The 19,264-nt window shown below is 70.4% G+C and carries 18 protein-coding genes; 15 read left to right on the forward strand and 3 right to left on the reverse strand.

Translation table 11 applies throughout. The features are described from left to right. Window positions 1-66: 66 nt before the first annotated feature. Entirely contained in the window at window positions 67-1,221 is a 1,155-nt protein-coding gene (gene dnaJ, locus AC3ERS_RS02195) for a molecular chaperone DnaJ (RefSeq protein WP_431962882.1), read from the forward strand. A 4-nt stretch (window positions 1,222-1,225) separates the two neighbouring features. Continuing rightward, window positions 1,226-1,966 carry a 16S rRNA (uracil(1498)-N(3))-methyltransferase gene (locus AC3ERS_RS02200; protein ID WP_431962884.1) on the forward strand — a complete coding sequence of 247 codons (741 nt, stop codon included), beginning with the start codon at window positions 1,226-1,228 and terminating at the stop codon, window positions 1,964-1,966. 106 nt (window positions 1,967-2,072) lie between these two features. On the opposite strand, the gene AC3ERS_RS02205 is transcribed toward AC3ERS_RS02200, so the two are convergent. Further along, window positions 2,073-3,338, reverse strand: a complete 1,266-nt coding sequence (locus tag AC3ERS_RS02205; protein WP_431962886.1) for an MFS transporter — start codon at window positions 3,336-3,338, stop codon at window positions 2,073-2,075. Window positions 3,339-3,437: 99 nt separating this feature from the next. Here AC3ERS_RS02205 and AC3ERS_RS02210 point away from each other — a divergent pair, with 99 nt between their 5' ends. The 7 genes from AC3ERS_RS02210 to AC3ERS_RS02240 all read left to right on the forward strand — a co-directional run bounded on the left by AC3ERS_RS02210 (window position 3,438) and on the right by AC3ERS_RS02240 (window position 12,129). Beyond that, entirely contained in the window at window positions 3,438-4,370 is a 933-nt protein-coding gene (locus AC3ERS_RS02210) for a LysR family transcriptional regulator (RefSeq protein ID WP_431962888.1), read from the forward strand. Window positions 4,371-4,509: 139 nt separating this feature from the next. Then, entirely contained in the window at window positions 4,510-5,565 is a 1,056-nt protein-coding gene (locus AC3ERS_RS02215) for a PhoH family protein (RefSeq protein ID WP_431963575.1), read from the forward strand. A gap of 409 nt (window positions 5,566-5,974) precedes the next feature. Next, on the forward strand, window positions 5,975-6,529 hold the full coding sequence (gene ybeY, locus AC3ERS_RS02220) for an rRNA maturation RNase YbeY (RefSeq protein WP_067787232.1): 555 nt from the start codon (window positions 5,975-5,977) through the stop codon (window positions 6,527-6,529). Then, window positions 6,526-7,878: a hemolysin family protein gene (locus tag AC3ERS_RS02225; RefSeq protein WP_431962891.1), complete on the forward strand. Its 1,353-nt coding sequence runs from the start codon at window positions 6,526-6,528 to the stop codon at window positions 7,876-7,878. The genes ybeY and AC3ERS_RS02225 overlap by 4 nt, the downstream gene beginning before the upstream one ends. After that, the gene (locus AC3ERS_RS02230) at window positions 7,871-8,230 is read left to right on the forward strand and encodes a cytidine deaminase (protein WP_431962893.1); all 360 of its coding nucleotides are present in this window, start codon (window positions 7,871-7,873) and stop codon (window positions 8,228-8,230) included. The genes AC3ERS_RS02225 and AC3ERS_RS02230 overlap by 8 nt, the downstream gene beginning before the upstream one ends. Continuing rightward, entirely contained in the window at window positions 8,223-9,140 is a 918-nt protein-coding gene (gene era / locus AC3ERS_RS02235) for a GTPase Era (protein ID WP_431962895.1), read from the forward strand. Before AC3ERS_RS02230 ends, era begins: the two co-directional genes overlap by 8 nt. A 103-nt stretch (window positions 9,141-9,243) precedes the next feature. After that, window positions 9,244-12,129, forward strand: a complete 2,886-nt coding sequence (locus AC3ERS_RS02240; protein WP_431962897.1) for a type 1 periplasmic-binding domain-containing protein — start codon at window positions 9,244-9,246, stop codon at window positions 12,127-12,129. A gap of 1 nt (window position 12,130) precedes the next feature. Here AC3ERS_RS02240 and AC3ERS_RS02245 read toward each other — a convergent pair whose 3' ends face one another. Beyond that, complete coding sequence (locus AC3ERS_RS02245; protein ID WP_431962899.1) at window positions 12,131-13,591, reverse strand: amidase; 1,461 nt, start codon at window positions 13,589-13,591, stop codon at window positions 12,131-12,133. 224 nt (window positions 13,592-13,815) lie between these two features. Between AC3ERS_RS02245 and AC3ERS_RS02250 the strand changes: the two genes are divergently transcribed. From AC3ERS_RS02250 to AC3ERS_RS02270, 5 genes are all read left to right on the forward strand, one after another. Next, on the forward strand, window positions 13,816-14,682 hold the full coding sequence (locus tag AC3ERS_RS02250) for an alpha/beta fold hydrolase (RefSeq protein ID WP_431962901.1): 867 nt from the start codon (window positions 13,816-13,818) through the stop codon (window positions 14,680-14,682). Next, window positions 14,669-15,268, forward strand: coding sequence for a TetR/AcrR family transcriptional regulator (locus tag AC3ERS_RS02255; RefSeq protein ID WP_431962903.1), 600 nt, complete (start codon window positions 14,669-14,671; stop codon window positions 15,266-15,268). The genes AC3ERS_RS02250 and AC3ERS_RS02255 overlap by 14 nt, the downstream gene beginning before the upstream one ends. 168 nt (window positions 15,269-15,436) lie before the next feature. Beyond that, a complete protein-coding gene (gene recO / locus AC3ERS_RS02260; RefSeq protein ID WP_431962905.1) occupies window positions 15,437-16,198 on the forward strand; it encodes a DNA repair protein RecO in 762 nt (253 codons plus the stop codon). 109 nt (window positions 16,199-16,307) lie between these two features. Beyond that, window positions 16,308-17,129 (forward strand): isoprenyl transferase, encoded by an 822-nt coding sequence (locus AC3ERS_RS02265; RefSeq protein WP_431962907.1) that lies wholly within the window; start codon window positions 16,308-16,310, stop codon window positions 17,127-17,129. 14 nt (window positions 17,130-17,143) lie between these two features. Next, the gene (locus tag AC3ERS_RS02270; protein WP_431962909.1) at window positions 17,144-17,554 is read left to right on the forward strand and encodes a YbjN domain-containing protein; all 411 of its coding nucleotides are present in this window, start codon (window positions 17,144-17,146) and stop codon (window positions 17,552-17,554) included. A gap of 10 nt (window positions 17,555-17,564) precedes the next feature. Here AC3ERS_RS02270 and AC3ERS_RS02275 read toward each other — a convergent pair whose 3' ends face one another. Beyond that, window positions 17,565-18,173 carry a TetR/AcrR family transcriptional regulator gene (locus AC3ERS_RS02275; protein ID WP_431962911.1) on the reverse strand — a complete coding sequence of 203 codons (609 nt, stop codon included), beginning with the start codon at window positions 18,171-18,173 and terminating at the stop codon, window positions 17,565-17,567. A gap of 103 nt (window positions 18,174-18,276) precedes the next feature. On the opposite strand from AC3ERS_RS02275, the gene AC3ERS_RS02280 reads away from it, so the two are divergent. Further along, window positions 18,277-19,257 (forward strand): hypothetical protein, encoded by a 981-nt coding sequence (locus AC3ERS_RS02280; RefSeq protein WP_431962913.1) that lies wholly within the window; start codon window positions 18,277-18,279, stop codon window positions 19,255-19,257. The last annotated feature ends 7 nt before the right edge of the window (window positions 19,258-19,264 follow it).

The raw sequence follows: 19,264 nt of genomic DNA on the forward strand, positions 1-19,264 counted from the left end.
GACGACGTCGGCATTCGGTTGGAGCGGCACAGGCGAGTCACAGCGACCAAGGACTAGAGAACTCAAGTGGCACGGGACTACTACGGACTGCTCGGCGTCGCGAAGAACGCGACCGACCAGGAGATCAAGCGCGCTTACCGCAAGCTGGCCCGCGAACTCCACCCGGACGTCAACCCCGACGAGGCCGCCCAGGCCAAGTTCAAGGACGTGTCGGCGGCCTACGAGGTGCTCTCCGATCCGGAGAAGCGCCGGATCGTCGACGTGGGCGGCGATCCGCTCGAGTCCGGCGGGGGCGGCGCGGGCTTCACCGGCGCGGGCTTCGGCGGTCTCGGCGACGTTTTCGAGGCGTTCTTCGGCGGCATGAGCGGCGCGGGCGGCGGCCAGCGCAAGCCGCGCGGCCGGGTGCAGCCGGGCGCCGACTCGCTGCTGCGCACCCGTCTCAGCCTCGCCGAATGCGCGGTCGGCGTCACCAAGCACCTGACCGTCGACACCGCCATCCTCTGTGACAGCTGCCACGGCGCGGGCACCAACGGCAACTCCAAGCCGGTGCGCTGCGAAACCTGTGGCGGCGCAGGCGAAGTCCAGTCCGTGCAGCGGTCGTTCCTGGGTCAGGTGCTCACCTCGCGGCCGTGCCCGACCTGCCGCGGCGCAGGCGAGACCATCCCGGATCCCTGTCACAAGTGCGGCGGCGACGGCCGGGTCCGCGCCCGTCGCGAGATCGCCGCGCCCATTCCGGCAGGTGTCGCGAACGGCATGCGCGTCCGGCTGGCCGCCCAGGGCGAGGTCGGCCACGGCGGTGGCCACGCGGGCGATCTGTACGTGGAGATCGTGGAGCAGCCGCACGACGTGTTCGTCCGCGACGGTGACGACCTGCACTGCACCATTCGGGTCCCGATGGTGGACGCCGCGCTCGGCACCACTGTCGTCATCGACACGATCCTGGACGGTCCGACCGAACTGACCATCGCGCCGGGCACTCAGCCCAACGAGGTGTCGGTGCTGCGCGGGCACGGCATGCCCAAGCTGCGCTCCGGCGCGCGTGGTGACCTGATCGCGCACCTGGACATCGTGGTGCCCACCAAGCTGGACGGCAAGCAGACCGACCTGCTGCGCAAGTACAAGGGCATGCGCGAACGTGACCGCGCCGAGGTGATGTCGACGCAGTCCGAGCACAACAGCGGTCTGTTCGCCCGGTTGCGCGCCTCGTTCAGCGGGCGCTGAGCCGTTGGCCGCCACGGTCTTCTATCTCGACGACATTCCCGAGCCCGGCGCGGTCGCGGTGCTCGACGGCCCCGAGGGGCGGCACGCGGCGACCGTGCGGCGCACCCGGGTCGGCGAACCGATCACCCTGTCCGACGGACGCGGTGTGCTCGCCGAATCGGAGGTCGTCGCCACCCAGCGCGACCGGCTCGACCTGAAAGTGCTGAACAAGACCGTGGCGCAGCCGGTCTCGCCGCGCGTCACGGTGGTGCAGGCGCTGCCGAAATCGGACCGCTCGGAGCTGGCCGTCGAGCTGATGACCGAGGCGGGTGCGGACGCGATCGTGCCGTGGCAGGCGGCGCGCTGCGTCGCCAACTGGGAGGGCAAGGCCGCCAAGGCCGTCGACAAGTGGCGTGCCGCGGCGCGCTCGGCCGCCCGCCAGTCCCGGCGCGCCTACATCCCCGAGGTCGCCGACCTGCACCGCACCCGCGACCTGCTCGAGCTGGTCCGAAAGGCCAAGGCCGAGGGCGCGATCGTGGCTGCGCTGCACGAATCCGGCCGGGGTCGTTTCGCCGAGCTCCCCGTCCGGGAGGTGCGGGAGGTAGTGCTGATCGTCGGTCCGGAAGGCGGGCTGGACGAAGCCGAGCTCACCGAACTCGCCGCGGCCGGAGCGGACGTCGTGCTACTCGGGCCGACCGTGCTGCGCACCTCGACGGCGGCCGCGGTCGCGCTCGGGGCGCTGGGCGCGTTGACGCCGCGTTGGTGATGTTCACAGCGCTCGCTCGGCGGGCTCACCCGTAGCCCCAATCGTTCGGCGGGGCTCGTCGCGGCATCCCGGTCGCCGAATCGGTCGTCGCGGAGAGGCTTCGGGTCTACTGGAAACCCTTGGACGTGGGCCGCGGCCGCGACGCCACGCCGGACTGGGCGCGGATCATCGAGACGGCGAAGAGGATCGCTCCCGCGGCGAGCAGCGCGGCGACGGTGCCCGTCAGCCCGAGCCAGCCCGCGTGCGCGAAGGCCACACCCGACAGGCCGCCGACGACCGCGCTGCCGAGGTAGTAGAAGAACAAATACAGCGAGGAAGCGGCCCCGCGATTGCCGTGGGCCAGCGTGCCGACCCAGGCGCTCGCGACCGTGTGCGCGGCGAAGAAGCCCGCGGTGTAGAGCAAGACGCCGCCGGCCACGCAGCCCAACCTGTCCGGCAGGCTCAGCGCCAGCCCGACGCCCATCAGCACCATCGACGCGGTGAGCATCCGGTGCCTGCCGACGCGGTCGGCGAGCCTGCCGCCCCAGGCCGACGCCAGGGTGCCCGCCAGATACAGCAGGAACACCGAACCCGCCACCGCCGCGGGCAATTCGAAGGGGCGCTGGGTGAGCCGGTAGCCGAGGAAGTTGTAGACCGAGACGAAGCCGCCCATCAACACGAAGGCCAGGCCGAACAGCGCGAGCAGCTGACGGTGGCGCAGCTGCGCGCCGAGATCGCCGAGTACGGTGCGCAATCCGGCGGGCCGGGCCACGAACCCCCGCGAGGGCGGCAACAGCTGGACGAACCACACCGTGCCCGCCGCCACGGCCACGCCGACTGCCGCCGCGGCCCAGCGCCAAGACGCAACGTCGAGGGTGAACGAGGGAATCAGGCGTCCGGCGAGACCGCCGATCGTGGTACCTGCCACGTACACGCCCATCGCCGCGCCGAGGCCCTCGGTCCCGATCTCCTCCGCCAGATACGCCATCGCCACCGCGGGCACCCCGGCCAGCGCGATGCCTTGCAGCGCCCGCCCCGCCAGCAGCGCGTCGAGCGAGGGACTGAACGGCAGCAGCAGCCCGATGATCGCGGCGGCCACCGCCGATCCGATCATCACTCTGGTGCGGCCGATCCGGTTGGACAGCGCGCTCACCGGCACGATGGCCAGCGCGAGGCAGCCGGTGGTGAGCGAGACCGCGAGGGCCGCGCGGGCGGGCGTCGCGCCGAACGCCTCGGACAGGCTCGGCAGCAGCGCCTGCGCGTTGTACATGGACGCGAAGGTGGTCAGGCCCGCCGCGAACAGCGCGAGGGTGATTCTGCGGTTGTGCGCCACATCGGCGGACGGGCTCTGCGTGCTGACGTTCGTCGACGGTCGCGCCGTTGTGCTGGTCATGGCTACCTCCTGATTTCAGGATTGTCGCCGCACGTTCCGAAAGGAAATGAATAATGATTATCGAGTTGATGCCTCTATTGCATATAGGGAGGTAGTGAGGTGCTCGGTGAGGATCTGCGGTGGTTCACGACACTCGCCGAACTGGAGCGGATGAGCGCGGCCGCCGAACGCCTGCACATCGCGCAGCCGACGCTGTCCAGGATGCTGGCCCGGCTGGAACGCAAGCTCGGCGCGGAATTGTTCGACCGGAAGGGAAAACGCATCGCGCTCAACGAATTCGGGCGCGTCTATTACGAACACGCGCGCCGCGCGCAGGCCGAACTCGACGCGGCGGGCCAAGCCGTCGCCGATCTCGCCAATCCCGCGCGCGGAGTGGTGCGGCTGTCGTTCCTGCATTCTTTCGGCGGCTGGCTGGTGCCGCAGCTGATCGCCGGTTTCCGGCGCAACGCGGGCCGGGTCACCGTGACGTTGCGCCAAGGCGGCGCGGAGAAGATCACCGGGCAGGTGCTCGACGGCGCGGCCGACCTCGCCGTCGTCTCCCCACGCCCGACGGCGCCCGGTGTCGGGTGGCGCGGACTGCTGCGTCAGCCGCTGGTGCTCGCCGTGCCCGCGGAGCACCGGCTGGCCGGGCGCAGGCAGGTGAGCATGGCCGAACTGGGCGGCGACGAGTTCGTCTCCATGCCGCCCGGGTTCGGGATGCGGCGCATCTTCGACGAACTGTGCGCGGCGGCGGACATCCGCCCGCACATCGCCTTCGAGCCCACCGACCTGGTCACCAGCACCGGGCTGGTGGCGGCGGGACTCGGGGTCGCGGTGCTCCCGCTGGAGGATCCGGCCCCGGCCGTGGCGCGCTCCGGGCCCGTCCTGGTGCCGTTGGCGGACGAGGGCGCGTCACGGGAGGTGGGACTGATCTGGTCGGCCGCGGCCGCGCCGTCGGACGCGGTGAAACGGTTCCGTGACTTCGCCGAGGATTGGTCCGACCGGCACGGGGGAATATCCAGCACACGGCGGGAATGGCCGCCGCATCGGTAGCCGTTTATTCACTGTGCGGTGTCGGTGGGGCGCGTTAAACTTTTGTCATTCACCACGGCTGTCGAGACCGGAAAGCAGGCTGTAACCACTTTTGCGAACACAAGGCGAGATCGGCGACCCGACCAACCCCACAGCAGGCATTGGCACCCGCGACAACGGCTCGGGCCCCGCGGCACGCACCGTGCGCTCCAGCATCGAACTCGCTCCCGAATCCGTGTTCCCCTTCCTCGGTTCGGCCGACCAGAATCTGCGTCAGCTCGAGCAGCTGCTCGACGCGGACATCCACGTTCGCGGCAATTCCGTGACCCTTACCGGCAAGGCGGCCGATGTCGCCCTCGCCGAGCGCGTCATCGAACAGCTCATCGCGCTGACCGGCCGCAACAGGGTGGTGACGCCGGAGGCGGTGCGGCACACGGTGTCGATGCTGACCGAAGGGTCCTCGGACTCCCCCGCGGAAGTGCTGAGCCTGGACATCCTGTCCCGGCGCGGCAAGACCATTCGGCCCAAGACGCTGAACCAGAAGCGCTACGTCGACGCGATCGACGCCAACACCATCGTGTTCGGCATCGGACCCGCGGGCACCGGCAAGACCTACCTGGCCATGGCCAAGGCCGTGCAGGCGCTGCAGACCAAGCAGGTCAACCGGATCATCCTCACCCGCCCCGCCGTCGAGGCGGGCGAGCGGCTCGGCTTCCTGCCCGGCACGCTCAACGAGAAGATCGACCCGTACCTGCGTCCGCTCTACGACGCGCTGCACGACATGATGGACCCGGAGGCGATCCCGAAGCTGATGGCCGCGGGCGTCATCGAGGTCGCGCCGCTGGCGTACATGCGCGGCCGGACGCTCAACGACTCCTTCATCATTCTCGACGAGGCGCAGAACACCACGGCCGAGCAGATGAAGATGTTCCTGACGCGTCTCGGCTTCGGCTCCAAGATCGTGGTCACCGGCGACGTCACCCAGGTCGACCTGCCCACCGGCGCGCGCTCCGGCCTGCGCGCCGCCGCGGAGATCCTCACCGAGATCGAGGACATCCACTTCGCGGAGCTCACCAGCAGCGACGTCGTCCGCCACCGCTTGGTCTCGGACATCGTCGACGCCTACGACCGCTGGGAGTCCACCCGGCCCCAGGTCACCCCGCACTATCCGGGCAATCGCGCCCAGCGCCGCGCCGCAGGTCGCGACCGGCGTTAGGCGCACCACCTCGGACCGCGTCCGGCACACAGCGAATCCACCGGCCGCCGACGTCTCGTCGGCGGCCGGTCGTCTGTCGAGATGCGGTCGCCTCGCCGTCACTCGACCTGGCGCGAGCTGCGGTCGGACGACGCCCGGCTGCGTCCAGTAGGCGGCTGCTCGCCGTTGTGTGGCCGCGCGGAGTCGCGGACGGCCGCCTCACCACGTCTACTCCGTGGCTGCTTCTCCCTTCACCCGGCCCGGCGCGGACTGCGTCGAATAGGCGGCTGCCTCGCCTTCGCTCGGCCCGGCGCAGGGCTGCGGACGGACTGCGTCCGACTGCGTCGAATAGGCGGCTGCCTCGCCTTCGCTCGGCCCGGCGCAGGGCTGCGGACGGACTGCGTCCGACTGCGTCGAATAGGCTGTTCAGGTGAGCATCGAGATCGCCAACGAGTCGGGTATCGACGTACCCGAAGAAGACCTGGTCAGTGTTGCGCGGTTCGTGATCGCCCGGATGGACGTGCATCCGGCGGCCGAACTGTCGATGGTGCTCGTCGATCTCGACACCATGGCCGACCTGCACATGCGCTGGATGGACCTGCCCGGTCCCACCGATGTGATGTCCTTCCCGATGGACGAGCTCGAGCCGGGCGGGCGTCCGGACAGTCCCGAGCCCGGGCCCTCGATGCTCGGCGACATCGTGCTGTGCCCGGAGTTCGCGGCGGCGCAGGCGCGCAAGGCGGGGCATTCGCTGGAGCACGAGCTCGCGTTGCTCACCGTGCACGGCGTGCTGCACCTGCTCGGCTACGACCACGCCGAGCCGGAGGAGGAGAAGGAGATGTTCGCCCTCCAGGCCCGGCTGCTCGAGGAGTGGTACGAGAGCCTGCGCGAGGCCAGGCGGCGCGCCGAACTCGCCGAGCGCGACGCCCGCCTGCTCGGCAAGGCGGGCTTCACCGGACCCGGTGACGCGCTGGGCCCGGCGTGAGCTCTCTGACCCTCATCCTGCTGGCTGTCCTGCTCGTGCCCGCGGGTGGATTGTTCGCCGGTGTGGACGCGGCGCTGAACACGATCTCCCTGGCGCGTCTCGGCGACATGGTGCGCGCCGATCGCCCGGGCGCCGCGCGGTTGAGCCGCATCGTGGCCGACCGCGCCCGCTACGTGAACCTGATGGTGCTACTGCGCGTGCTGTGCGAGATCGGCGCGACGGTGCTGCTCGCCGCGGCGCTCATCGATCTCTGGGACGACAACTGGGCGCTGCTGCTCACCGCCGCGGTGATGGTGCTCGTCGACTACGTGGTGATCGGTGTCGGTCCGCGCACCCTCGGCCGCCAGCACGCCTATTCGCTCGCCTTGGCCGCCGCGCTGCCGTTGCAGTTCATCGGCGCGCTGCTCGGCCCGGTGAGCAGGCTGCTGATCCTGATCGGTAACGCCATCACCCCGGGTAAGGGGTTCCGCAACGGTCCCTTCGCCTCGGAGATCGAACTGCGCGAGGTGGTCGAGATGGCGGGCGAGCGCGGCGTGGTGGACGACGACGAGCGCCGCATGATCCAGTCGGTGTTCGAGCTCGGCGACACTGCGGCCCGCGCAGTGATGGTGCCGCGCACCGAGATGGTGTGGATCGAGGCGGACAAGTCGGCCTCGCAGGCCATGTCGCTCGCGGTGCGCAGTGGCCATTCGCGGATCCCGGTGGTCGGCGAGAACGTCGACGACATCCGCGGCGTGGTGTACCTGAAAGACCTGGTGCCGTACGCCGATCGCAGCCGCAAGGTCCGGGTGCACGACGTGATGCGCCCCGCGGTGTTCATGCCCGACTCCAAGCCGCTGGACAAACTGCTCGACGAGATGCAGCGCCGCCGCAACCACATGGCGCTGCTCGTCGACGAATACGGCGGCATCGCGGGCCTGGTGACCATCGAGGACGTGCTCGAGGAGATCGTCGGCGAGATCGCCGACGAGTACGACATCGGCGAGACCCCGCCGGTGGAGGAGCTCGGCGAGGGCCGCTTCCGGGTCTCGGCCCGGCTGTCGGTGAAGGATCTCGGCGAGCTGTACGGGATGGACATCGAGGACGAGGACGTCGACACGGTGGGCGGTCTGCTCGCCCACGAGCTCGGCAGGGTGCCGCTGCCCGGATCGAAGATCGTGGTGCACGGGCTGGTGCTGCGTGCCGAGGGCGGTCCGGATCAGCGCGGCCGGATGCGGGTCAACACGGTCTTGGTCCGCAAGGCGCCGGAGAAATCCGGGAAAGCGGGCGCGGCGGTTGCCGACGGCGCAAAATCCAACGGCGGCAAGCGCAATGACAACGAGGACGAGGACGGAGCAACCGATGACTGAACTGGACGCCGAGGACACCAAGCTGCTGACTCTGGCGCGCGGCGCGATGGGCCGCACCGGAGGAACGGGGGGCGCGGCGATCCGCGACACCGATGGCCGCACCTACGCGGCGGGCGAGGTGGACCTGCAGGCGCTGCGGCTCACCGCGCTGCAGGCCGCCGTCGCGGCCGCGATCTCCAGCGGTGCGGAGGGTTTCGAGGCGGCCGTGGTGGTCGGCGGCCGGTTCTCCGACGCCGGGGTCGCCGCGGTGCGCGAGGTGTCCGGCGCGGCGCGGATCATCTTCACCGACCGCGCGGGCGCGGTGTTCGACATCGTGGACGACGCGGCGAGCACCGAGGTGCAGGGTGGCTGACAAGTCCGGGTCCGCCGAATTCCGTTCCGGTTTCGTCTGTTTCGTCGGCAGGCCGAACACCGGCAAGTCGACGCTGACCAACGCGTTGGTCGGCGCGAAGATCGCCATCACCTCCTCGCGACCGCAGACCACCCGCCACACCATTCGCGGCATCGTGCACCGCGAGCACGCGCAGCTGATCCTGGTCGACACGCCGGGTCTGCACCGCCCGCGGACCCTGCTCGGCCAGCGGCTCAACGATCTGGTGCGCGACACCTATTCCGAGGTCGATGTCATCGCGATCTGCATCCCGGCCGACGAGAAGATCGGGCCGGGCGACCGCTGGATCGTGCAGCAGATCAAGCAGATGGCGCCCAAGACCACCCTGCTCGGCGTGGTCACCAAGATCGACAAGGTGGGTCGCGAGCAGATCGCCGCGCAGTTGCTCGCCGTCTCCGAACTGCTCGGCCCCGAGGCCGAGGTGGTGCCGGTGTCGGCGGTCAAGGGCGAGCAGGTCGAGGTGCTCGTCGACGTGATCGCCTCGAAAATGCCGGAGGGCCCTGCCTTCTACCCCGACGGCGAGCTCACCGACGAGCCCGAGGAAACCCTCATGGCCGAGCTCATCCGCGAGGCCGCGCTGGAGGGCGTGCGCGACGAGCTGCCGCACTCGCTGGCCGTGGTGATCGAGGAGGTTCTCCCGCGCGAGGAGAACGAAGAGATGCTCGACGTGCACGCGCTGCTCTACGTCGAACGCCCCAGCCAGAAGGCCATTGTCATCGGCAAGGGCGGCAGCCGCCTCAAGGAGGTCGGCACCAACGCGCGCAAGCAGATCGAGCACATTCTCGGCGTGCGGATCTATCTGCACCTACACGTCAAGGTCGCCAAGGACTGGCAGCGCGATCCGAAACAGCTTGGCAAGCTGGGCTTCTGAGCGATCGGCCCGTTCGCGGGTCGCGAACTCGAGCGAACAAGGTGCCTGAGCCGGATTTGTACCGGTACAGTCCCCGATGACGCCCGGGGTGTGCGTCGCAGCCATGCATCGCACTGGGGAGGCCGTCGAATTGCCTGATACCGCCAACGATGTCCCCAAACTGCTGGAACTGCTACGCGCGCTCGAGGTGCCGGACACGAAGCCACGCGTGTTCCGCACGCTGCTGCGGCGCAGGCGCCCGCTGCCGCGCCCGATCGTCGGCTTGGTCGGCGCGGGCACGGGCGGTGCATTGCTCGTCGAGATCTACCGCTGGCTCGGCGAATCCGGCGGCAGGCGGGCGACGCCGCGGGCGCGGGTGGATCTGCAGGCGGCGGACCTGCCGCCCGACGCGCTGACGCCCGATCCGAACGCGACGGGCGAGGAGATCCAGGGCCACTGCCTGCCCATCGTGCAGCGGCTGGTCGAGGGTTTCTCCACCGACGACACGGCGATGGGGCCGATCAAGTTCCCGCGCTACCGCACCGCCGATTGGCTGACCCGCCAGCGCGTCACGAGCGACGAGACCGAGGCCACGGTGGAGCTGCGGTCGCGGCTGCCGCGCCTGCTGCGCAGCGGTTCGCCCGCCGACCGTTCCGACACCGCCGAGGGCGTCAGCGGCGACACCATCTCCCGGCTGGTGTTCGGTGTGCTCGCGCTGTGGCCGGTACTGCGGCTGTGGCTGTGGATCAGCGGTCGCATCCCCGGCATGTCCAAGGTCACCCGCTGGTTCATGCACCAGCGTTACCTGGCGCCCGAATACTCCGACAGTTTTCTGGGTTTCGCGACCCGGCTGACCGCCTCGCGGCGCGGCGACGAGAACGAGGAGCAGGTCGCCAAGCTGCTGGTGCACGCCTTCCTCGAGGATCTGCGCGACGCCTACCGTAAGCGGCTGTGGCGGCCGTCGAGCTGGCGGCGCACCGCGTATCCGGTGGCGTTGCTCGGCGGTGTCGAGCGCGACGGCGCGGCGAAGCGCCTGATCGGCTGGATCAACGACATCCGCAACGAGACAGGGCATTCCGATCCACTGGTGATATTCGCCTGCCTGGACTACGACCCCGGCCTTGCCGACGAGACCGCCGTGTCGTCGACGGACGAGCTGGCCCGGATCGGCGACCTCCAGCACCTCGACACCTTGGAAAGCCTGGTCGACCGCCCGTATTCCGGGCAGCAACCGGACCCGCTGCAACGCTGGCTGCGCGATATCGACAACATGCGCACCAACCGGGCGAGCGACGCGTGGTTCCTGCCGTTGCGCGTGCGGCTGCCCGATCCGCTGAACGGCCGCGTCCGCGACCCCGCCCTGGCCCACCTCGCGGTGCCGCCCGCGCCCCCGCTGGCAGCCCGCAAGTGGTTCGTCGCATTGTGTGTGCTGGTTCCGGTCGCGCTGCTGGTGGCCGCCGCGCTCGTGTATATCCCGCCATTGCGCGGCGCGCCCTGCGCGCACTGGCCGTGGACCGCGGGCATCTCGGTGCAGCAGCGCGACGGCGAGTGCGTCGGGTACAGCGACAACGCCGACCAGGTCTTCACCGATGATCCGGAGCTGTCGGCGATCCAGCGGGAAGTCTTCCGGCTCAACGTCTCCGCCGCGGACGCGCGCCGCGGCAACCCGCGCCGCCCGGTCGTCACACTGATCTACTTCTCCGGGCTCAGCTACGTGGACGCCAATGTGCGCTACCCGCATGCCCAGGTGGAGGAGCTCGCGGGGCTCGCGGTGCAGCAGCGCCGCGCGCTGCTCGCTTCCGACGAGTCCGAACCGCTGTTGCGCGTCGTCGTCGCCAACGGCGGCTCCAGTATGCAGCACGCGACCTGGGTGGTGGACCATCAGCTGCGCGGCCTGCTTGCCGACGAGCCGGGCATCCTCGGGGTGGTCGGTATGGACCGCAGCAACGCCGAAACCCGGCGCGCCATAGGAAGACTCGGCGAACTCGGCGTGCCGGTGGTCGCGACGACGCTCTCGGCCGACGGCCTGGAGAAGGCATCGCCGCTGTACTTCCAAGCGGCGCCGAGCAATGCGACGCAAGCGAAGTTGATCGCGGACTACGTGCAGGGCGCCCGCCATCCGGCCGGCTCGCCGCGCGCCGGACAGCCGCGCTACAACCAGGTCGCCATCTACCACCCGAAGGCCGACGGCGACATCTACGTCGAGACCCTGGTCGAGGATCTGCGCACCGAACTGGAAGGCCGCGGCGTGCCGTACCGCCGCATGGAGTGGACCGAACAGCAGGAGCTCAATCGCTTTGCCGCCCCTTGCGAGACAACGGGTTTCGACCGCGGCACCCTGTTGTTCTTCGCGGGCCGCAACGACGATTTCGCGACCTTCGCCAAGTCGGTCAGTCGCGGCTGCTTGACCGGGGAGTCGCCCGCCATCCTGGGCAACGACACGGTGACCCGGCTGATCACCGATCAGAAGGCGATGGCGGCGTTGCCCGCCAATCTGTCGGTGCGCTACGTCGCCAAGGGCGCGCCGGTGATGCTCGGCGGCGCCGAATGCGTCCGCGGCAACGGCGAACTCGGCGACGAACCGGTCGCGTTCGACTACCAGCAGTTGTGCGCGGAACTGGCGGCCCTGATCGGCGATCTGCGCGTCTACCCGCAGATGGCCGACTATCAGCCGTCCTGGCCCGGCGACCGGACCGGATTGGCCTACGACGTGGTCGGCCTGTTCCTGCGCGCGGTGCGTACCGGCCCGCAGCAGGCCGACGGCTCGCTGAACCGCACCGCCATCGCGATGCAGTTGCGCGAGACGGACTACCGGGGCGTCACCGGCACCCTGGGCTTCTCGACCAGCAGGGTCGCCGACGGCTCGTCGATCGCGGTGCTGGTCACGGCGGGCGTCGGCCAGCCGGGCCCGCAGGAGTGTCTGGTGATGTCGCCGCGTCCCGACGCGGGGGACGGCTGTCCCTCGGGCACCAAGAGCGCGCTGGAGGACTGGTCGTCGCCGCGGCGCTGAATCACCACCACGGTTCGGGGCGGTGCCGATCCCAGCGCAGCTCCGACTCCAGTTGCGCCGCAACGGAAACCAGCACCGACTCGGAGGATGCGCTGCCCATCAGCTGGGCGCCGACCGGCAAGCCCGCCTTGGTGAAGCCGGCGGGGACGTTCACGCTGGGCCAGCCGAGCACGTTCCACGGCCAGGTGTACGGGCAGGCGGCGGTGATGAGGTTGTTGGTGGCGTTGACGCCGATGCCGTCGATCTCCTCGGCGCGCGGCGGTGGAGTGGCGGTTGTGGGCGCGAGCACCAGATCGTAGTCGGTGAAGAAGGTGCCGATGCGCTTGTGCAGCAACGGTTCCGCCTGGCGCGCGGCGAAGAGCGCCGGTCCGCCGAGCACCCGGCCGAAGCGAACGTTGGCGCGGGTGCGCGGGTCCACCTCGGCGCCGGGCATCCGGTCGTGCACGGCGCGGATGCCCGCCATCGAGCGCGGCAGGAACGAGGCGCCCATCAGCAATCCGTAGTGCAGGTCGGCGACGGTGACCGAGTGGCCGAGCTTGCGCAGCGTCGAGGCGATCCCGCGCACCGCGGCCCTGACCTCGGGGTGCAGCGTCGTCTTGGTCGCGGTGAACGGAATGCGCAGGGAGAGTGCGATCTTCAGGCGTCCCGGGTCGCGCCCGACGGCGTCGGAGGCACGAATCGGCTCGGGGGTGTGCCGGTCGCCGGGGTGCGGGCCCGCCGCCGCGTCCAGCAGCAGCGCCGCGTCGGCGACGGTGCGCGCCAGCGGCCCGTTCACCGTGAGTCCCTGGAACGCCTCGGCTTCCGGCCAGGTGGAGATGCGTCCGCGCTGCGGCTTGATGCCGACGAGGTTGGTCCACGCGGCGGGGATCCGGACCGAGCCCGCGCCGTCGGAACCCAGTGCGGCGGGCACCAATCCGGCGGCGACGGCGGCCGAGGAGCCGCCGGAGGAACCACCCGGCGTGTGCTCGCGGTGCCACGGATTGCGGGTGTGGCCGAAGGCCGCGCCGCTGGTGAACGGCAACTGGCCGAGCTCGCAGGTGTTGGTCTTGCCGACGATCACCGCGCCCGCCGCGCGTAGCCGCCGAACCGCCTCGGCATCTTCGGTTTTCGGCGTGAAGTCGCCGCCGCAGCCGAAGGCCGTCAGCTCGCCCGCGATGTCGGTGTCGTCCTTGACGGCGATCGGCACGCCGAGCAGCGGCAGGCGCTCGCCCGCCGCAAGTCGCCGGTCGGCGTCGGCGGCCTCGGCCAGTGCCCGGTCCCTGCGGACCACCCGGAAGGCGTTGAGCGTCGGCTGGCTCGCCTCGATCCGGTCGAGCGCCGCCGCAACGGCCGCGGCGGAGCTGACGGTGCCCGCCGCGAGCGCGTCGGCCAGGCCGGCGAGGCCGTGATCGCCCGTCGGCAGCGCGCCGTCGGCGGGGTCCGGTTCGGCGGCAGGCCTGAGCGCTGGGTTCGGCACGGTCATGTGAGCTCCCTCTCTTCGATCGTCCGGTGTGAACCGTAGCGCTGTCCTGGACGACCGTCCACGTGGGTTATCGCCGAGCTGCGCCCAAGTGCATCAGTACCGGGTTTTCGATGGCCGTTCGTTATGCCCGTCCGTCGCGAATTCCGCTGTCGCGCCACGAACTCTAGACATACATACGGTATGTATGTAAAGATGTACGGGACGCCCGACATCTGGAGGAAGCCATGGGAATCAGCCCGTCACTCGGTCCCGCGCACGAGATCGCCCTGCCCGGCGGCCGCATCCGCTACCACGAGACGGGGACCGGCGCCCCGGTCGTCTTCGTGCACGGCCTGCTCGTCAACGCCGATCTCTGGCGCGGGGTGGTGCCCGCCGTCGCCGCCGCGGGGTACCGCTGCCTGACGCCGGACTGGCCGCTCGGCTCGCACTCGATCCCGGTGCCGGAGGCGGACCTGACGCCGACCGGGGTCGCGGACCTCATCGCCGCCTTCCTGGAGCGGCTCGACCTGACCGACGTCACGCTGGTCGCCAACGACACCGGCGGCGCCATCACCCAGGTACTGCTGGCCCGCAACACCGACCGCATCGGCCGCGTGGTGCTCGCCTCCGTCGACAGCCACGAGAAGTTCCTGCCCCAGCCGTTCACGCTGCTGCCGCTGCTCGCGCGCATTCCCGGATCGATACGTCCGCTCGCCGAGACGCTGCGCCTGCGCGCGCTGCACCGGCTGCCGCTGGCGTTCGGCTGGGTGAGCAAGCGGCCGGTGCCGGACGAGTACGTCGACTCGTACCTGCTGCCGAGCCGCCGGTCCGGCGCCATCCGAAAAGACCTGCGGCGCTTCCTGAAATCCGCGCACCGCCGCTACACGCTGGACGCCTCGACCCGGTTCGGTGACGTCCGCCTTCCGGTGCTGATCGTCTGGGCGCGCGAGGACAAGCTGTTCCCCATCGCCTACGCCGAGCGGCTGGCGCGCGAGTTCCCCGACGCGACCCTGGAGCTGATCGACGACTCCTACACCTTCCTGCCCGAGGATCAGCCCGAGTTGCTCGCGCAGCGGATTCTGGAGTTCACTCGGCTGCATGCCACGCCGTAGCCAGGAGGACCGTTCCCGTACGACAAGGGCCGCCCTGGAAGAGGCAGGGCGCCGCCTGTTCGCCGAGCGCGGCTTCGCGAGCACCTCCGCCGAGCAGTTGGTGACCGAGGCGGGGGTTACCCGCGGCGCCCTGCATCACCACTACGGCGACAAGCGCGGGCTGTTCCTGGCGGTGCTCGAACAGCTCGAGTCGGACATCACCGCGGAGATCGGAAGAGCCATCGCCGCCGTCGATCCCGGCGACATCATCGCCTCGATGGCGGTCGGCCTGAATGCCTTCCTCGACATCTGCCAGCGCCCCGAGATGATCCAAATCGCGCTCTACGACGCGCCCGCTGTGCTCGGCTGGGAGGAATGGCGCGCCTTCGAAGCCAGGCACGGGCTCGGCTTGATCATCACCGAGCTCGAACGCGCACGCGCCGCCGAGCTGATCGCCGACGCGCCGGTCGAGATCCTGGCCCGGCTGCTGCTCAGCGCCGTGGCCGAGGCGGGGCTGATCGTCGCGCACGCCACCGACAAGGACGCCGCGCGAGCCCAGACGCAGCAATCACTGCTGCTGCTGGTCGCGGGTCTGCTGCGCACGTAGGCGCGCGGCCCGACGAAGTACTCCGGAAGACGCGCACGACCGGAGCGGAAGAGGAGGTACGCAGAACCGGCGCAGCTCGACGACGATCGCGCAGGGCCCGAGCGGACGTGCGGATTCGCACACGCGAGGCGCCCGTGGCCTGTCGCCGGTTCGTGGGAGGATGACCGTGTGCGTTTGTATCGGGATGAGGCGGTCGTGGTGCGCCAGCACAAGCTGGGTGAGGCGGACCGCATCGTCACGCTGCTGACACGCCGGCACGGCCTGGTCCGTGCGGTGGCCAAGGGGGTGCGGCGGACCAAGTCCCGGTTCGGCGCTCGATTGGAGCCGTTCTCCTACATCGACGTGCAACTGCATCCCGGCCGCACGCTGGACGTCGTCACCCAGGTGCACACCGTCGAATCCTTCGCCGCCGACATCATCGACGACTACGGCCGCTACACCACCGCCTGCGCGGTGCTGGAGACCGCCGAACGCCTCGCGGGCGAGGAACGCGCGCCCGCGCCGCGACTGCACGCGCTGACCGCGAGCGCGCTGCGGGCCATCGCCGCCAAGCAGCGCCCGCACGAACTCATCCTGGACGCATTCCTGTTGCGCGCCATGGGTTTCGCGGGGTGGGCGCCCGCGCTGGACGAATGCGCCAAGTGCGCGACTCCCGGTCCGCACCGCGCCTTCCACGTGGCGGCGGGCGGAGCGGTGTGCGTGCACTGCCGCCCGCCGGGCGCGGCCACTCCCGCGCCGGGCGTCCTGGATCTGCTCGTCGCCCTGCTGAAGGGGGAGTGGGACTACATCGCGACGGTGCCCGATTCGGTCCGCCGCCAGGCCAGCGGACTGGTCGCCGCCCATCTGCAATGGCATCTGGAACGTCAGCTGCGGACGTTGCCCTTGGTCGAGCGCAGCAGGACGCCGACGCCCGCGGGCCGCGTCGGCTGAGAATTCCCGCTGGTCGGCGGCCTGATCGCGGGCACAGCGACGGCGCGACCGTTCGGTCGGTGGGTCGATCCGCGGAGGTCGTCCCACCCCGCGAGCCCGATCAGGCAGGATGGAAGCCGTGATCCTCCGTCGAGACTCCTCCACCGCGACCAAGGCGAGCAGCGCGGGCCGCGCCGTTCGCCCGCCGTCGCCGCATCCCTCGGGCGCGCGGCCGCCGCAGCTGCCGCCGGAACTGGTGCCCAACCACGTGGCGCTGGTCATGGACGGCAACGGCCGGTGGGCCCAGGAGCGCGGGTTGCCGCGCACCGCGGGACACGAGCGCGGCGAGGCGGTGCTGATGGACACCGTCGAAGGCTGCATCGAGATCGGCGTGAAGTGGCTCTCGGCCTACGCGTTCTCCACCGAGAACTGGCGGCGCAGCCCGGACGAGGTGCGCTTCCTGATGGGCTTCAACCGCGACGTGATCCGCCGCCGCCGTGACGAGATGCACGAGATGGGTGTGCGGGTGCGCTGGGCCGGACGGCGACCGCGCCTGTGGCGCAGCGTGATCAACGAGCTGGAGATCGCCGAGGAGCTGACCAGGGACAACACGGTGATGACGCTGACCATGTGCGTCAACTACGGCGGTCGCGCCGAAATCGCCGACGCGGCACGGGAAATCGCGCGGCGGGTGGCGGCGGGCGAGATCGATCCGGAGAAGGTCACCGAGGCCACCGTCGCGCGGTTCCTCGACGAGCCGGACATGCCGGACGTCGACCTGTTCCTGCGGCCCTCGGGCGAATTCCGCAGCTCGAACTTCCTCATCTGGCAGTCGGCCTACGCCGAATACGTGTACCAGGACACGCTGTTCCCTGATTTCGACAGGCGCAACCTGTGGGAGGCCTGCCTCCAGTACGCTTCGCGTGACCGCCGCTTCGGCGGCACGAAGTGAACGGCGGCACGAACATGGACGCAGCGGTCACCCCCGACCAGGAACTCCAGGCGCGGGCGGGGGCCTGCTTGTCCCAGTACGACGTCGACGTGCGCGTCGACCCGGAGGGTTCGCTCGGCTTTCAGTACGAGGGCGCGCTGTGCTCGCTGCGTGCGGTGAATCTGGCGCCGGGCCTCGACGTGGTGTCCATGACCTGCGTGCTGGCCTGGGACCGTCCGCTGAAACCGCAGCTGCACAAGCGAGTAGCGGAGCGCAACAACAACTTGCAGTTCGGCTCGCTCACCGTGATCGGTCACGGCAAGCTGGCCGACGTCATCCTGCGCTACACCTTCCCGGCCGCGGGGCTGGACGACCAGGCGCTCACCACCATGCTGCTGCTCGTCCTCTCCGGCGCGGGCCGAGCACGCCAGGGCTTGCTGCCCTGACCGACCGCCCTCAGCGTGCGGCGGGCTTGCCCGTCGGGATGAGCAGGTCGACGCCGCGGGCGAGGGTCTCGGGGTCGAGGTCGCCCAAGATCAGGTGCTGCAGGATGAAGCCGGGCAGGAAACCGATGATCGCCTTGGCCACCGCGTCGGTGTCGGCGTCGGGCGGTAGCCAGCCTTCCTCGCGCATGCGCACGGCGTAGTCGCGCCAGAGGTCGCGCATCGCGTGCATGGTTTCGCGCACTGGTTGAGCAGCTCCGTCGTGCACCAGTGCCAGCGCCCACGCCTGCGGAGCCAAGCGGACCGGTCCGTCGGGCCCGCTGCGGCGGACGACTTCCTCGGCGATGCCGCGCACCAGTTCCGCCGGCGTCGGCAGCGGGTCGGAGCGCACCGCCTCGGCCATCGCCATCCGCAAGCTCACGGTGGTCTGGGTCGCCAACGCCGCGATGATCTCGTTCTTGCTCTTGAAGTAGCGGTAGACCGCACCGGCCGAGAGCCCCGATTCGGTGAACACGTCCTGCATCGAGGTCTCGAAGAAACCCTTGCGAGCGAAGCACAGCTGCGCGGCGTCGAGGATCTGCTGTCTGCGGCGTTCCAGGTGCTCTTCGCTGACTCGTGGCATGAGCCCAAAGTAAAACGAATATCCGTTCTTGACAACCTACTTGCCTCGTGCGACTGTGGTGACATCGAAAGAGAACGAGCATTCGATTTAGTGGGAGTACGTCATGAAAACCATGCAGCGAGCGGTCGCCCTCGGCCTGGGCGCGGCCCTGCTCCAGGCGCTGATGCTGATCGCCTTCGCATGGCCCGCGGCCAATATCGCGCCGCGTGACCTGCCCATCGCCGTCGCGGGCCCGCAGGCGGCCGTCGTCGCCGAACGACTCGGGCAGCACGACCCCGAGGCCTTCGAGATCACCACCGCGTCCGACGCCGCGGCCGCGCGCGCCGCCATCGAGAACCGCGAGGTCTACGGCGCGATCGTCACCGGAGGGGGAGCGCCCGCGGTGCTCGTCGCCTCCGGCGCGAGCCCGGCGGTGGCCCAGCAGCTCACCGCCATCGCCCAGCAGCTGTCCGGTGCGCCGGCGGCCGCGGTCGAGGACGTGGTCGCCGCCGATCCGGACGACCCGCGCGGCGCCGCCTTCGGCGCGATGGTCCTGCCGCTGGTGATGGCGGGTCTCGCGGCGGGCGTCCTGCTGAGCCTGGTGATCCCGACGGCAGGCGCGAAGGTGGCAGGCCTGGTGAGCTTCGGCCTGTTCGGCGGGCTGCTGAGCATCGCGATCGTGCAGGGCTGGCTGTCGGTGCTGCCCGGCAACTACCTCACGCTGGCGGCCGTCGCCGGGCTGGTGTCCTTCACGGTCGCGGGCGCCGTGACCGGGCTGGCCGCGGTGATCGGCCGCGCGGGCATTGGTGTGGCGGCGCTGACCTTGCTGCTGATCGGCAATCCGTTCTCGGCTGCCACCTCCGCGCCGGAGCTGCTGCCGCAGCCGTGGGGCGCCATCGGCCAGCTGCTGCCCCCGGGCGCGGCGGCTTCGCTGCTCCGCTCGGTCGCCTTCTTCGACGGTGCCGGAGCCACGAAACCCCTTGTGATACTTGCGGTGTGGGCCGCAGCGGCGCTCGTTCTGCTCGGCGTGGCCGCACTTCGCGGACACGGGGCCGACGCCGAGCAGGTTGCCGCGCCGACGGCCGAACCCGCTCCGGCGGTCTGATCCGGCA

The organism is Nocardia sp. bgisy134 (assembly GCF_057708325.1).